The sequence below is a fragment of the Advenella alkanexedens genome (genome assembly GCF_019132845.1).
Classification (GTDB): Bacteria; Pseudomonadota; Gammaproteobacteria; order Burkholderiales; family Burkholderiaceae_B; genus Advenella; species Advenella alkanexedens.
This window is the reverse complement of the sequence record NZ_JAHSPR010000009.1, coordinates 74,373-87,420: the sequence shown is the minus strand read 5'-3', so window position 1 is coordinate 87,420 and position 13,048 is coordinate 74,373. Positions and strand designations below refer to the sequence as shown.

At 50.8% G+C, this 13,048-nt stretch carries 15 protein-coding genes; 8 read left to right on the top strand and 7 right to left on the bottom strand.

Features of this window, described 5'->3' with window-relative positions:
* Nucleotides 1–62: 62 nt before the first annotated feature.
* The 3 genes from phaP to KU392_RS11695 form a co-directional block, all read right to left on the bottom strand.
* The gene (phaP, locus tag KU392_RS11705) at nucleotides 63–671 is read right to left on the bottom strand and encodes a TIGR01841 family phasin (protein ID WP_169295379.1); all 609 of its coding nucleotides are present in this window, start codon (nucleotides 669–671) and stop codon (nucleotides 63–65) included.
* A 278-nt stretch (nucleotides 672–949) separates the two neighbouring features.
* Nucleotides 950–1,771: an IclR family transcriptional regulator gene (locus tag KU392_RS11700; protein ID WP_217735396.1), complete on the bottom strand. Its 822-nt coding sequence runs from the start codon at nucleotides 1,769–1,771 to the stop codon at nucleotides 950–952.
* Between the two features lie 131 nt (nucleotides 1,772–1,902).
* Complete coding sequence (locus KU392_RS11695; protein WP_169295308.1) at nucleotides 1,903–2,703, bottom strand: competence/damage-inducible protein A; 801 nt, start codon at nucleotides 2,701–2,703, stop codon at nucleotides 1,903–1,905.
* Nucleotides 2,704–2,900: 197 nt separating this feature from the next.
* Between KU392_RS11695 and KU392_RS11690 the strand changes: the two genes are divergently transcribed.
* Nucleotides 2,901–3,284: a thioredoxin family protein gene (locus KU392_RS11690; RefSeq protein ID WP_169295309.1), complete on the top strand. Its 384-nt coding sequence runs from the start codon at nucleotides 2,901–2,903 to the stop codon at nucleotides 3,282–3,284.
* Here KU392_RS11690 and KU392_RS11685 read toward each other — a convergent pair.
* From KU392_RS11685 to KU392_RS11675, 3 genes are all read right to left on the bottom strand, one after another.
* A complete protein-coding gene (locus KU392_RS11685) occupies nucleotides 3,259–4,713 on the bottom strand; it encodes a DEAD/DEAH box helicase (protein ID WP_217735395.1) in 1,455 nt (484 codons plus the stop codon). The genes KU392_RS11690 and KU392_RS11685 overlap by 26 nt on opposite strands.
* Nucleotides 4,714–4,835: 122 nt before the next feature.
* A complete protein-coding gene (locus tag KU392_RS11680; protein ID WP_169295311.1) occupies nucleotides 4,836–5,159 on the bottom strand; it encodes an AzlD domain-containing protein in 324 nt (107 codons plus the stop codon).
* A complete protein-coding gene (locus KU392_RS11675; protein ID WP_343212452.1) occupies nucleotides 5,156–5,920 on the bottom strand; it encodes an AzlC family ABC transporter permease in 765 nt (254 codons plus the stop codon). The genes KU392_RS11680 and KU392_RS11675 overlap by 4 nt, the downstream gene beginning before the upstream one ends.
* Before the next feature lie 191 nt (nucleotides 5,921–6,111).
* Here KU392_RS11675 and KU392_RS11670 point away from each other — a divergent pair, with 191 nt between their 5' ends.
* From KU392_RS11670 to KU392_RS11660, 3 genes are read left to right on the top strand one after another with little or no spacing between them, the layout of a single operon-like run.
* The gene (locus KU392_RS11670) at nucleotides 6,112–6,309 is read left to right on the top strand and encodes a zinc-finger domain-containing protein (RefSeq protein WP_169295312.1); all 198 of its coding nucleotides are present in this window, start codon (nucleotides 6,112–6,114) and stop codon (nucleotides 6,307–6,309) included.
* The gene (locus tag KU392_RS11665) at nucleotides 6,299–6,760 is read left to right on the top strand and encodes a YybH family protein (RefSeq protein ID WP_169295313.1); all 462 of its coding nucleotides are present in this window, start codon (nucleotides 6,299–6,301) and stop codon (nucleotides 6,758–6,760) included. The genes KU392_RS11670 and KU392_RS11665 overlap by 11 nt, the downstream gene beginning before the upstream one ends.
* Nucleotides 6,761–6,781: 21 nt before the next feature.
* Nucleotides 6,782–7,846 (top strand): YheT family hydrolase, encoded by a 1,065-nt coding sequence (locus tag KU392_RS11660; protein WP_217735394.1) that lies wholly within the window; start codon nucleotides 6,782–6,784, stop codon nucleotides 7,844–7,846.
* Here KU392_RS11660 and KU392_RS11655 read toward each other — a convergent pair.
* A complete protein-coding gene (locus tag KU392_RS11655; protein ID WP_217735393.1) occupies nucleotides 7,843–8,772 on the bottom strand; it encodes a cytochrome c oxidase assembly protein in 930 nt (309 codons plus the stop codon). The genes KU392_RS11660 and KU392_RS11655 overlap by 4 nt on opposite strands.
* Before the next feature lie 145 nt (nucleotides 8,773–8,917).
* Between KU392_RS11655 and KU392_RS11650 the strand changes: the two genes are divergently transcribed.
* Genes KU392_RS11650 through purH form a run of 4 tightly spaced genes read left to right on the top strand, consistent with a single transcriptional unit; the run spans nucleotide 8,918 to nucleotide 13,042 of the window.
* On the top strand, nucleotides 8,918–10,081 hold the full coding sequence (locus KU392_RS11650; RefSeq protein WP_425514659.1) for an FAD-dependent monooxygenase: 1,164 nt from the start codon (nucleotides 8,918–8,920) through the stop codon (nucleotides 10,079–10,081).
* 60 nt (nucleotides 10,082–10,141) lie between these two features.
* Nucleotides 10,142–11,155: a tRNA dihydrouridine synthase DusB gene (gene dusB, locus KU392_RS11645; RefSeq protein ID WP_169295315.1), complete on the top strand. Its 1,014-nt coding sequence runs from the start codon at nucleotides 10,142–10,144 to the stop codon at nucleotides 11,153–11,155.
* A gap of 55 nt (nucleotides 11,156–11,210) precedes the next feature.
* Nucleotides 11,211–11,447: a helix-turn-helix domain-containing protein gene (locus KU392_RS11640; RefSeq protein WP_169295316.1), complete on the top strand. Its 237-nt coding sequence runs from the start codon at nucleotides 11,211–11,213 to the stop codon at nucleotides 11,445–11,447.
* Nucleotides 11,448–11,452: 5 nt separating this feature from the next.
* The gene (gene purH, locus KU392_RS11635; protein WP_217735392.1) at nucleotides 11,453–13,042 is read left to right on the top strand and encodes a bifunctional phosphoribosylaminoimidazolecarboxamide formyltransferase/IMP cyclohydrolase; all 1,590 of its coding nucleotides are present in this window, start codon (nucleotides 11,453–11,455) and stop codon (nucleotides 13,040–13,042) included.
* Nucleotides 13,043–13,048: the final 6 nt, after the last annotated feature.

Sequence of the window (13,048 nt, the reverse complement as noted above, 5' to 3'; positions counted from 1 at the left end):
CAACATTTTTCTCCAAAAAAAAGAGCCCTGACGGGCTCTTTTTACTGACTGCTTAACGCAGATTAGTTACGACCACCAGAACGCTGAGCTGTTTTGGCAGCATTTGCAACGTTATTGGCAGCAGCTGTCGTAGCAGCTGTGGCTGATTCGGTAGCCTTGATCGTGGCATTGGCTGCTGCTGTCAGATTGCTTTCAGCAACTTCAACGGCCTGTTTGGCAGCTTTGTTCAAAGAATCATAAGCTGTGTTGGCAGTTGCCAGTGAGGATTTCAACAACGCAACAGCGCTTTCTGAACCTGTAGGGGCATTTTTAGCCAATTGGTCAATTGTTTCAGCGATTTGTTGTTGGCCTTCTGCAACCTGGGTTTCTGTCAGTTTGATCAACTCGTTGCTAACGTTTGAAAGAATGTCATAAACATTTTTGGTGTAAGCAATCGCTTTTTCAGCATTGGGCTGGGCCAATGAAGATACAAAAGCAACCGCTTCCTGTGGATCTTTCAATTCAGAAACCTGTTGAGACTGCTCGGCAGCCTCACCCAAAGAAGCCTTGATGACTTTCATGTTCAGGTCGACCAGTTTTTCGAAACCACCAAAGATTGAACCTTGTACGGCCACGAAAGTGTTGATGGCTGATTTTTGACGATCTAGAATTTGTTGTGGGATTGCGCTCATGGTATGTCCTTGATAGAAATAAATAAGTTTGTGAAGTAAAAAGCTGCCATATGATATAAATTGAACAGCCGGTTGCAATATCATTTTCAGGAAATTACCGCCAACCTATTTATATTGCACCGCACAATTCAAATTATACGTCTTTTCAAAAGCTGGTCAAGTCTTTTATTGTGCAATGCACAAAAAAAACAATACAAAAACCGAAGAACCCAACCTCTTGAAATATAATTATTTTTTATTAAGACTTGATGACAGGCTACTTTCATAGTCCGTCCTGGCTACCTGCCCGCTTTATGCTCTTCCCTGCGACACTCATACCCCAGGTCTGCCGAAATCCGGGCTGCGGTATCCGTTAACAGCTCAACCCACTCATCACGCATCCGCTCTGAAGGCGAAGAGATGGACAGGCCTGCAACCAACTTTCCACTATCATCAAAAATACCGGCAGAAATACAACGAACACCCAACTCCAGCTCTTCATTATCCCGGGCATAGCCATGACGACGCACAAAAGCCAGCTCTTTTTCCAGTCGATCAAGATCTGTCAGGCTGTTACCGGTCGTACCGCCAAGACCGGTTCGCAATGCATATGCGCGTACCGTCCTGGGCTCGGCCGCTGCCAGAAAAAGCTTGCCAACCGACGTCAGGTGCAAAGGTGCACGACCACCAATAGCACGAACCACCTGCATGCCAGAGCGTTCACTCCAGGCCCGGTCTATATAAACAATATCATCGCCCTGCTGAATGGATAAATTGATGGTTTGCCCGGTAAGACGATGCAACGTCTGCATGTGTTCATGGGCGATTTCCCTCACGTTCAGCCTGTCTTTAACCAGGGAACCCAGCTCTAACAGACGCATGCCAAGCTGGTACATGCCGTTATTAACCCTGTCCACATAGCGACCGGCAGCAAGATCATTCAAAATACGGTGCGCGGTTGACGAGTGCAAGTTGGACAAGGCGGCAATTTCTTTCAGGGAGACAGGCTCATCCTGCTCGGCAAGTACATCAAGCAGTTTCATGGCCCGTTCCAGAACCTGGATGGTGATATCAGAAGAAGAAGGTTTAACCGGAGGTACGATTGAACTCTTGGCAGTCATGGCAATAACTTTGAATGTTGCAATGCAATATATTTTATCCCATCATGTGGAAAGAAGCTATGCTTATCTTGATACAGACAAGCATCACTTCTTATGCTTATATCCCTTGCCTTTGCAAGGCCACAGGGACATTAATGACTGAACCGTCCTCCGGCCCTGAGAATTTCTCCTTTCAAATAGGAAAAAGCCTCTTGAACAGCGGGTGACGGCCCTTTGACGCCCAAGTCAACAAAGGGCGGATTATTATCTTTGGCCACGGTCGGCAAACTGAAAGTCTTGACCCCCGGCCAGTTGGTTTCGATGAACTCCAATGCCGGTGTGATACGGGACTCGGGCAATGAATATGCCAGAATGGAGTGTTCTTCTACACGCTGAAGGTTATGATATTGTGCATACCGTTGGTCAAGTGTCCATTCGATCATGGGCCAGGCCATTTCAGGAAAACCGGGTACAAAGGTATGGTCCTGAATGAAAAAACCCGGAATTTTATTATAGGGGTTGGGCACGATTTCGGCCCCTTTGGGAAATACCCCCATAGCCAGCCGGCGCTGGTTTTCGGGCGTACCCATATCTATGCTGCCACGTCCTTCTTTGGCCAACTCCTGAAAACGTGAGGTAATCAGCTTGGCGGCGATGGGGTGCAACTCCAATTCAACACCCAAGGCCAACGCAACGGCATCCCGAGTCTTGTCATCGGGAGTGGCCCCAATGCCACCGCAAGAAAACACAATATCGCCCGAAGCAAAGCTGCGTTTATATTCCTGTACAAGCGTATCCAGATCATCGGGCAAAAACCGGGCCCATGACAACTGCATGCCCCTTCGAGACAGCATCGAAATCACTGTTGACAAGTGCTTGTCTTGGCGACGTCCGGACAGGATTTCATCACCGATGATAAACAGACCTATTTTTCTTATCGAGTTATTACTCATATTTCTCACCTTTTGAGCGGCTTGGCTCGAATACCAAATTACTGCATAAATGATTGATTAAGAAAGCACATAAATTTTGACTTAAAAACAATTATTGTTTTATGATGATAAGCCAATCGGCCGCGGAAAAACAGCGTCTGACACCTTGCTGGCGTTGTTTTTCATGCATGCTCGCCTTTTTCCGGCTATTATTGATTATGTTCATTCAAAATCCAAGTCAACACGCTTCCACTATTACACAAACACTTCATAATCCCAATGTCTGGCTCATCGCATGCTATTGCGCGCAGTGGTGCGGCACATGCAAAGAATACTTTACGGCATTTGAAGCATTAAGCCAGCGTTTTCCCCAACACCTTTTTGTTTGGGTGGACATAGAAGAAGAGCCCGAATTGCTGGATGATATTGATATTGAGAACTTTCCCACGCTCTTGATCCAAATCGAAGGAAAGAATCATTTTTTTGGCACCATGCTGCCTTACATCAGCCACCTGGAGCGAATATTGCAAAGCATCCGCCCCGATAGCCCTGTTCAGCCAGATGGCCCCGCTGCGTTCAGTCACCTGATTCAGCAGGCTTGATATTTTTAGGACGCCCACCTAACAAGACCGCCAACTGTGGCTGTTTGGACGCGGCATGGTGCTCCATCCATTTTTGCTCCTGTTGCAGCCGTTGCGCTTCTTTATGCGGATCCTTGACCGCAGGCTCGTAAGGCTTGAAGAAAAAATCATCGATAGGCGCCGGTCTTGATGCAGGAAAAGTCCGTTTAAAACGCTCTCCTTTACCACGTGCACGCGAATCACCACTCGTACTGGCATGGCCACGATGCTGGAATACTTCAGGAATATTAAGAGTGCCACGAGGCACTTTAATCTTGATAAGCTTTTCGATATCTTCAAGCAGCTTTTCCTCATGATCGGTATACAGGGCAATGGCCTCACCGGAAGCCCCCGCCCTGCCCGTACGTCCGATACGGTGCACGTAATCTTCAGGGTTAAAGGGAAGATCAACGTTAATCACACAGGGCAAACCGGCCACATCAAGGCCACGCGCCGCAACGTCGGTCGCCACCAGTACGGTGGTTTCACCCGATTTGAAGGACTCCAGTGCCTTGATCCGCTCGAGCTGGGATTTGTCACCATGGATGGATTCTGCCTTAATGCCTTCCTTGACCAGTTCATGCGTTAAACGGCTGGCACCAATTTTGGTATTGACAAAAATAATGACCTGGCTGAGGCTGCGTGATTTGAGCAAATACAGGACTGCGGCCTGCTTGTTATTGCCGGATACCGGGTAGGCAATCTGGGTCACGTTTTCGGCCGTGGCATTTTGCGGCGCCACATTGATTTCAATGGGCGATTTCAGGAATGAACGCGCCAGTTTCCTGATTTCACCACTAAACGTGGCAGAAAAAAGCAGACTTTGGCGGGATTTTGGCAACAATTTGACAATGCGCTCAAGATCGGGCAAAAAGCCCATATCCAGCATCCTGTCGGCCTCGTCAAGAACCAGGGTATTCACCTGGGACAGATTGATGGTTTTTTGTTCTATGTGATCCAGCAATCGGCCAGGCGTGGCAATCACCAGCTCACATCCTTTGCGCAGCTCTTCTTTTTGGGCGGAAATATCCACGCCTCCAAATACCACAGCCACACGCAAGGGGCAACTTTCGCTGTAACGCTTGACACTGTCAGCCACCTGATCGGCCAACTCGCGGGTGGGGGCTAAAATAAGTGCACGCACCGGATGCCTGGCAGGCGAAGTACTGTGACTGGCATAGGGCATTAAACGATGTAACAGGGGTAATGTAAAGGCCGCGGTTTTACCGGTTCCGGTTTGGGCAGCCCCCATAACATCACGGCCATCGATAATAGCGGGTATGGCCTGGGCCTGAATAGGTGTGGCGACCGTATAACCACTCGCTGAAATGGCCTTTAAGAGATCGGGGTGAAGACCAAATTCGCTGAAAGACTTTGCACTTTCAGTATTGGCATTAGAGGTATCCGTCATTGGGTCCTGAACAATAAAATAAAATATCCGTGTTTGCAAAAAATGCAAAAAATAACTATTAACCGCTTATTTTACTACTCTGGCATCCCATAATAGCCGATTCACGAAAGTCCGGGCTGAATTTATCCAAAAAACCAGCGTAACAACCATAAAGTTCCCATCCCGACCGCAATCAACACCAGGATACTGCGGAAGCGGAAAAACGCCAGTCCGGCAGCAACACCCGCAAACAACTCCGGCCCTATATGCGGCATTTCGCCTTGTGCCCAAGGCAGCAGACTGGGCACGATAATAGCCACCAGTGCGGCAACGGGCGCATAACGCAAACTGCTTTTTACATTGTCGGACAAGGGAATAAAGCCGCCAATCAGCAAGTAACCCACCCGGGTGATAAACGCACACAACACCATCAGGGCGGTGGCCTTCAATACGTATTCAACACTCATTTTGCACCGCCTTTTCTGGCTTTCCTGTCCTTTTTGCCATATTTTTCAGCCAGCACGCCTGCCACCACACCCACAATAATTGCCACAAACAGGCCAAGCCTGAAAGGTAACTGTTGCCCCATCCAGGAGGCGGTCCCTGCCGCCAGGACCGTAACCAGCATGGGTTGCGTCCGGACCATGGGAATAACAATGGCCAACAAAGTAAAAACACCGGCATATTCAAGCGACCAGGAACCAGGGATATAACTGCCAACATAGATGCCCAGAACGGTTGACACCTGCCAAACCAGCCATAACAGGATGGAGGCCGACATAAAATAACCGTAGTACATGCCTATCCGTCCAGGCCGCTGCGTGCGAAACCGGTTCATGAACAGGACAAACCCGATATCGGTTAGAAAATACCCGACCACAATTCGTCGCAAAACAGAAAAATGCCTGAAATAAGGATACAAACTGGCACCAAAGATAATAAAGCGCAAATTCACAACCATGGCGGCAAAAAAAACCGCCCACAAGGGCGCATTCAGGGCCATCAACGGTGCTACCGTCAGCTGCAGTGAACCGGCATAAACCAGGAAAGACATCAGTACAGCTTGCCAGGCAGCCAGTCCATAATTCACCATGGCAACCCCTGACACAAACCCCCACACAGACAGGGCAAACAGATTGGGCGCCATATGCCTGCTGCCCATTAACCAGGCCATTTTTTTAATTGAAAGCCGGGTAGGCAGCGATTTAACGCCTATAGATAACTGCACAGACAAAACGACTTCCTTGTACAATGATTGAAATTATTAACCGTAAAGCGAATTCTAGCAAAGCCAGGATGTTTTCATTAAAATAAGACCAGGTTTCATCCAGAAACAGGCCTGTTTTGCAGTATTTGCGTCCAAGCCCTGTATTTGTAAAGATTTTATGTTTCGGCTATCGCATGCCCAGAAGGAAAAAAATGTCATCTCAAGCAACACAAGACCCCGTTATTGTTACTGCACAAGATCTGCCCTTGCATTGCCCTGGCCCCAACGCCCCCCGTTGGAGCCTGCACCCTCGTGTGTTCCTTGACGTCACCAAAACCGGTGAAGTCAGTTGCCCGTACTGTGGCACCCATTACAAACTGAAAGAAGGCGAAAAAGTGCATGGGCACTAAAACACCCGGCGCCATCAAACGCAGTGTTTTTACCAGCCCTGCCGAGGTTGAGCAATCTTTTTACGAGGCGCTTCGCGAAGCTGACCTGGATAAACTCATGCAAACCTGGGCAGATGACGAAGATATTGTCTGCATCCACCCCAATGGTGAACGTCTGGTTGGCCAACAGGCCATCCAGACTTCCTGGAAAGAAATTCTTTCAAAAGGCCCCCTTAGCATCGAAGCAAAAATACCGGTCATTTTCCATCATGGCATGATCGTTATTCATACCGTTCTCGAACGGCATTACTTTGCTACCTCAATGGGGCAAAAAGAAATGCTTTGCCATGTCACCAATATTTATCAAAAGAGCCGTAACGGCTGGCACATGATCCTGCACCATGCTTCCCTGGCCCCGCCAGATACCGTGCTTGAGGATACGCATCCGACAGTCAGCATGCTGCTCCATTAACCCTTTACTTACCCGTCGCCCTTGAATACCCAGCTGGATCTTAGTGCCTGCCCGTCGCCAAAATGGTTACCCGACGGACAGTCGCAAACCATTTTTGCATCCCGGTTCGTGCCCCGGCCCTCTATCTTCTATGCCCGTGAAAGAATCATTACCACCGATAATGATTTCATTGACATCGACTGGAATATTCCCGGCCAGCATCCGCTTGTCCCTGCTGACAATATGCCCGCTACCTCTACAATCTACCGGAAAGGACAAGGCACGAACCCAGGCAGCCAGACGGACACACCTCCCGCCCTGGTCCTGTTTCACGGTCTGGAAGGCAGCAGCCAAAGCCATTATGCCCGTGCCATTTGCCATTATTTCCGGCAAAAGAACTGGGTGGTCGCGGTTGTCCATTTCCGTGGCTGTTCGGGTGAAGCCAACAAACTGCCCCGCTCCTACTTCTCTGGTGACTCTGCCGATATCCACACTATTTTCAAGCATGTACGCCACCACCTGCCCAATGTGCGCTGGCATGCCTGCGGCATTTCCATGGGTGGCAATGCACTGCTGAAATACACCGGCGAACAACAGGAAAGCCTAAGCTGGCTTCAGGCCGTGGCAGGCATATCTGTGCCCCTGGACCTGCTGGCAACCGGAAAACAGCTGGAAACCGGTTTTTTTGGTCGTTTCGTGTATACGCCACATTTTTTACAAACCATGAAAAAGAAAATCCGGGAAAAAAGCCGGCAATTTCCCAACGACATTAATATCCAGAAAATTCTGCAGGCCAAAACCCTGTTTGAATTTGATGATGCCTATACGGCACCGATACATGGTTTCAAGGGCGCGCTTGACTACTGGACCCGCTGTTCAAGCAAACCATTTCTTAAAGACATCCGTATTCCTGCCCTGGTCCTGAATGCCAGAAACGACCCATTCATCCCAGAGAACTCGCTACCCGGCCTCAGGGATATTTCTGCCTCTGTCACCCTGCATCTGCCTAAAACAGGCGGCCATGCCGGTTTTTCAACCGGCGCCTTCCCCTCAAACTTTAACTGGTTGACTCACCGGCTTGAGAAATTTTTCTGTCAGGGCAGCTAATGCACGCTGGCCGGCAGACGCCCCACTTCCCTGCCTCTGAAGGTTGTACGCAAACGCCCCTTGGCCGACAGCCGCATCATATTGGCCAAGGCCACCAGCAAACCGAAAGACTCTACCAAAGCGGCCGGAATCCACATGGTCAGTCCCCCAATACTTTGATCTTGCAGGGCGCTCATGGGCAAAGCCCGGCCACAAAGATCAAACAGAGGGTATAGATCAACGGAGGTAAAGGCAATATAAGCCCCTGCCACCATTTGCGGCAACATGGTCAAAATGGGGGAAAGCACCCGAGCTCCGGGTGACATGACCGCAGGCGAACCGCCTTTGACACACCACTGCCCCATACGGCCCAGCCAGGTTTTAGCCGTCAGCAGCGGCGGATTGGAGGGGCGACGGTCAAGCACCAGGTTCCAGTACATAAACCCGCTAATGACGACCGACCAGTTCATGAGCCGGTACAGTTTCCAATCGAGCATGGAATAAAACTGTATCGTGGGATCCAGCCAGACCAACACCAACATGATAAACAGGACCGGCACAAAAATTTTATTGGTCAGGACACCTTCAATGAAACGGCCGGAAAAAGTCTGACGGAAATCCTTGAGCCAGACTCTTGTCCGCAAAGGCAGCCCAGCACGCATGACCTGACCCGGATAAGCCGCCATGACAATAAGTGGTCCCAAATGGTGCAGCACCACATGTTGTATGCGGTGAATGAAAAACATACGCTCGGCGTAGTAGTCGATATGCGTATGCAAAGACAGGTAAATCATGAAAAACCCGATCCAGAACAGCCATTGCCGGGTACGGGTCACTTTGTGCACGGCCGTGCCGCGCATGAATAAAATACCACACACCAGAAAAGCGATGACCAGGGTGGGAGAAAACTCCCATGGCTGCAGCCAATGCATCAGGTCCAGATTCATAAACCACCGATCGAAAAAAATTAATTAAACTATTATAATCATGCAGATAGCGTATTGTAATGGCTGCCGGCCCGTTTTCGGGATAATCACCAAAAGCGCAAAAAAATGAAATTGTCGCCGAACGGCTCAAAAGAAGCGCTAAAATATGGCCATCATGGAAGAATTTGATTTTGATATTGCGATCCTGGGTGCCGGTCCTGCCGGCTGTGCGCTGGCCTGTACACTGGCTTCGGTCAGTCAGGGTTCTTTGCGTATTGCCCTTTTCCAGGGTATCAGCAAGCAGCATGACCCCGCCAAAGACACCCGCGTCCTGGCGCTCAATCACGGCAGCCAGGTTTTTCTTGAAAAGCACCGTCTTTGGCCCGACCACAGCGCGCCCATAGAAACCGTTCATGTTTCACAAAAAAACCGCCTGGGTCGCACGCTCATTTCAAGCAAGGATTTTAACGTACCCATGCTGGGTAGCGTGGTTGCCTATGCGCAATTGTATCGCAAACTGCAAGAGCGGCTTCAGCAGTTACCGGTTACGATGCTTAGTGGTGAACTGGCCAGTGCCACCCAGGAAAACGGCAATGCCCCGGTTATTGTCACGCAAGGCGAAAAAACCTGGCGTACCCGTATCGCGATCCAATGTGACGGTATCAAACCCAAAGGCATTCACCGCGAATATAACCAGCATGCGCTAATCACCTCGGCACGTGCACAATTCCCCAAACCCGGATGGGCCTGGGAGCGCTTCACCCGGGAAGGCCCCCTGGCTGTTCTGCCGCACCCCATTTACAAGGATGCCCAATCCATTGTTTGGTGTACCTCGCCAGCGCGCGCGCAGGAATTGGCCGAACTGGACGACGCCATGTTCTCCCAAACCCTGACCCAGCATTTTGGTGAGCGGCTGGGCTTACTAAGCGTACTGGAAAAGCGCACTGTTTTCCCGCTTCACTTAAGCGCCAGCAAAAATACGGTTAACGGGCATATCGCCACGCTTGGCAATGCGGCCCAAACCCTTCACCCGGTTGCCGGACAGGGCCTGAATCTGGGTCTTCGCGATGTAGCCACCCTGGTCCACTGCCTTAAGCCCTGGATGCTTGACACCCACCAGGATGCCGCCCCCTTCCTTGACAACTTTGCCAACAGCCGCAAACTTGACCGCAGAATAACCTGTGAACTGACCGACTTCCTGCCACGTATTTTCACAACCGGCAACCCGCTGGTCGAACATGCCTGCGGCTTAAGCCTGCTGGGCATGGACCTGATCAAGCCCCTGCGCCAACCACTGGCACTGCATTTGTTACAGGGCTTCAGAAACTGAATTTTCCGGAAAATCGCTCATTTTTTACTCAGCGACAGCCCAATTGGTTAAAATCTACGCATGCATATCGGTCCCTGGCACCTTCCCAACCCTGTTTTTGTCGCCCCCATGGCGGGAGTGACCGATCGTCCTTTCCGACAGCTTTGCAAGCGGTTGGGGGCGGGTTATGCCGTTTCTGAAATGGCCGCCAGCAACCCTAAACTCTGGAACAGCGTCAAAACCTCGCGCCGTCTTAACCATGAAGGCGAAATAGACCCCATCGCGGTCCAGATTGCCGGTGCAGCCCCTGACATGATGGCTGAGGCCGCCGTTTTCAACATAGAAAAAGGCGCTCGCATCATCGACATCAATATGGGCTGTCCCGCCAAAAAAGTCTGCAATGTTGCCTCGGGCTCCGCGCTGTTGCGCAATGAGCCGCTGATTGCCCAAATCATAGAACGCGTTGTCAAGGCCTGCTCTCCGTACAACGTGCCGGTTACGCTTAAAACCAGAACCGGCTGGGACCGGGAAAACAAAAACGCCTTGCGTGTGGCGCGTCTTGCCGAAAACCTGGGCATTGCCGCCTTAACGCTACACGGCCGTACCCGCTGCGATTTATACACCGGTCAGGCCGAGTACGACACCATTGCCCAGGTCAAGGCCAACATCTCCATTCCCGTTATTGCAAATGGGGATATCACCGATCCCTACAAGGCAAAATACGTACTAGACTATACCAAAGCAGATGCCATCATGATTGGCCGTGCCGCACAGGGAAACCCCTGGATCTTCCGGGAAATCAATCATTTCCTTGAAACAGGCCAATTACTGCCAAAACCCGGTTACGGGCACATGAAAGCCGTCCTGCTTGAACACCTGCATCATCATTACACCTTCTATGGTGAATACACCGGGGTTCGATCGGCCCGCAAGCATATCGCCTGGTACATCAGCAAACTGCCTGAAGCAGACGCTTTTTGTGACAGGATGAACCGAATCGACAACAGTCATGATCAATACACAGCTGTAGAGCAATGGTTTGATCAGTTGATTATCCACCAAGGGCAGCAACCGGAAACCAGCCCGGCCCACTGAAAATACCCTTGTATTTTTATATCCAATAATATAATTCCACTAATACCGTTACGCCATGAATAATACTCAAAATCTTCAAGAGTGTGTCCGTACCAACCTAGAGCTGTATTTCAAGGAACTCGGTGACAGCAACCCGAGCAATCTTTGGGAAATGGTTAACAACTGCGTTGAAAAACCCCTGCTTGAAGTTGTTATGCAAAAAGCCAACAGCAACCAATCCAAGGCGGCTGAAATGCTTGGCATTACCCGTAATACCCTGCGTAAAAAACTTATCACACATCACTTAATCTAATCACCATGAAACTTTCAACTGCCTTACTTTCGGTTTCAGACAAAACCGGCATTGTCGAATTTGCTCAAGCCCTTTCACAACGTGGCATTAAATTGCTCTCCACCGGTGGCACTGCCGCACTGCTGAAACAGGCCGGTCTTGCCGTTACTGAAGTTGCCGAGCACACGGGTTCTCCTGAAATCCTGGATGGCCGGGTCAAAACCCTGCACCCCAAAATTCACGGTGGCCTGTTGGGCCGTCGTGATGACGAAATCCATCTGGATACCATGAAAGAACACAATATTGACCCCATCGATCTGCTGGTGGTCAATCTGTATCCTTTCCGTGAAACCATTGCCAAGCCTGGCTGCAGTTTTGCCGACGCGATTGAAAACATCGACATCGGCGGCCCTGCCATGCTGCGTGCCGCTGCCAAAAACCACGGTACCGAAGCCGGTGGCGTGACTGTTGTGATTGACCCTGCCGACTACGGCCAGGTCTTGCAGGAAATTGATGCAAACGGCCAAACCTCCTATGCCCTGCGCCTGAAACTGGCCAGCAAGGTATATGCCCACACTGCGGCTTACGACGGCGCCATTACCAACTACTTAACCAGCCTGGCCGATGCCGCTCCGGCACAAAACGCCGAACCGGCCCGCAAGCAATGGCCATCCGTGTTAACCGTGCAGGTTCAACAGCACCAGGAACTGCGTTACGGTGAAAACCCGCACCAGTCCGCTGCCTTCTACGTAGACCCCAATGCCCCCGAAGGCCTGCTGGGACGCTATCGCCAGTTACAGGGCAAAGAACTGTCGTATAACAATATTGCCGATTCTGATGCTGCCTGGGAATGTGTCCGCACCTTCGAGGCACCCGCCTGCGTGATTGTCAAACACGCCAATCCTTGTGGCGTCGCCGTGGCCGAATCTGCACTTGCCGCCTACCAGAAAGCCTTCAAGACCGACCCCACTTCCGCATTTGGCGGCATTATTGCCTTCAACCGTACGGTTGACCTGGCCACCGCACAAGCAATCAGCGAGCAATTCATGGAAGTGCTGCTGGCGCCTTCTTACACCGCCGAAGCCCTGGAGCTGCTGGCCGCCAAGAAAAACGTGCGCGTCCTTGAACTGGCGATGGGCAACGGCAAAAACGACTTTGACATCAAACGCGTGGGCGGTGGCTGGCTGGTCCAGGACCCCGATGCTTTTGACCTGGATACCAGCGCCCTGAAAGTGGTCACCAAAAAACAACCCACCGAACAACAAATGCAAGATCTTCTGTTCGCCTGGAATGTGGCCAAATTCGTCAAGTCAAACGCCATCGTGTTTTGTGCCAACGGCATGACTATGGGTGTAGGTGCTGGCCAGATGAGCCGTATCGACTCTGCCCGCATTGCTTCCATCAAAGCTGAAAATGCCGGTCTTTCCCTGGAAAACTCCGCTGCTGCATCCGATGCTTTCTTCCCGTTCCGTGATGGCCTTGATGTCATCGTTGCCGCTGGTGCCAACTGCATCATTCAACCGGGTGGCAGCATCCGCGACGATGAGGTGATTGCCGCTGCCGATGAACACGGCATTGCCATGGTCTTCACCGGCACACGCCATTTCCGCCACTAATTGGCA

What these genes read in the sequence shown, in the direction of transcription:
- phaP (WP_169295379.1), bottom strand. Translation starts at nt 671, where the DNA reads ATGAGCGCAATCCCACAACAAATTCTAGATCGTCAAAAATCAGCCATC.
- KU392_RS11700 (WP_217735396.1), bottom strand. Translation starts at nt 1,771, where the DNA reads ATGACTGCCAAGAGTTCAATCGTACCTCCGGTTAAACCTTCTTCTTCT.
- KU392_RS11695 (WP_169295308.1), bottom strand. Translation starts at nt 2,703, where the DNA reads ATGAGTAATAACTCGATAAGAAAAATAGGTCTGTTTATCATCGGTGAT.
- KU392_RS11690 (WP_169295309.1), top strand. Translation starts at nt 2,901, where the DNA reads ATGTTCATTCAAAATCCAAGTCAACACGCTTCCACTATTACACAAACA.
- KU392_RS11685 (WP_217735395.1), bottom strand. Translation starts at nt 4,713, where the DNA reads ATGACGGATACCTCTAATGCCAATACTGAAAGTGCAAAGTCTTTCAGC.
- KU392_RS11680 (WP_169295311.1), bottom strand. Translation starts at nt 5,159, where the DNA reads ATGAGTGTTGAATACGTATTGAAGGCCACCGCCCTGATGGTGTTGTGT.
- KU392_RS11670 (WP_169295312.1), top strand. Translation starts at nt 6,112, where the DNA reads ATGTCATCTCAAGCAACACAAGACCCCGTTATTGTTACTGCACAAGAT.
- KU392_RS11665 (WP_169295313.1), top strand. Translation starts at nt 6,299, where the DNA reads ATGGGCACTAAAACACCCGGCGCCATCAAACGCAGTGTTTTTACCAGC.
- KU392_RS11655 (WP_217735393.1), bottom strand. Translation starts at nt 8,772, where the DNA reads ATGAATCTGGACCTGATGCATTGGCTGCAGCCATGGGAGTTTTCTCCC.
- KU392_RS11650 (WP_425514659.1), top strand. Translation starts at nt 8,918, where the DNA reads ATGGCCATCATGGAAGAATTTGATTTTGATATTGCGATCCTGGGTGCC.
- dusB (WP_169295315.1), top strand. Translation starts at nt 10,142, where the DNA reads ATGCATATCGGTCCCTGGCACCTTCCCAACCCTGTTTTTGTCGCCCCC.
- KU392_RS11640 (WP_169295316.1), top strand. Translation starts at nt 11,211, where the DNA reads ATGAATAATACTCAAAATCTTCAAGAGTGTGTCCGTACCAACCTAGAG.
- purH (WP_217735392.1), top strand. Translation starts at nt 11,453, where the DNA reads ATGAAACTTTCAACTGCCTTACTTTCGGTTTCAGACAAAACCGGCATT.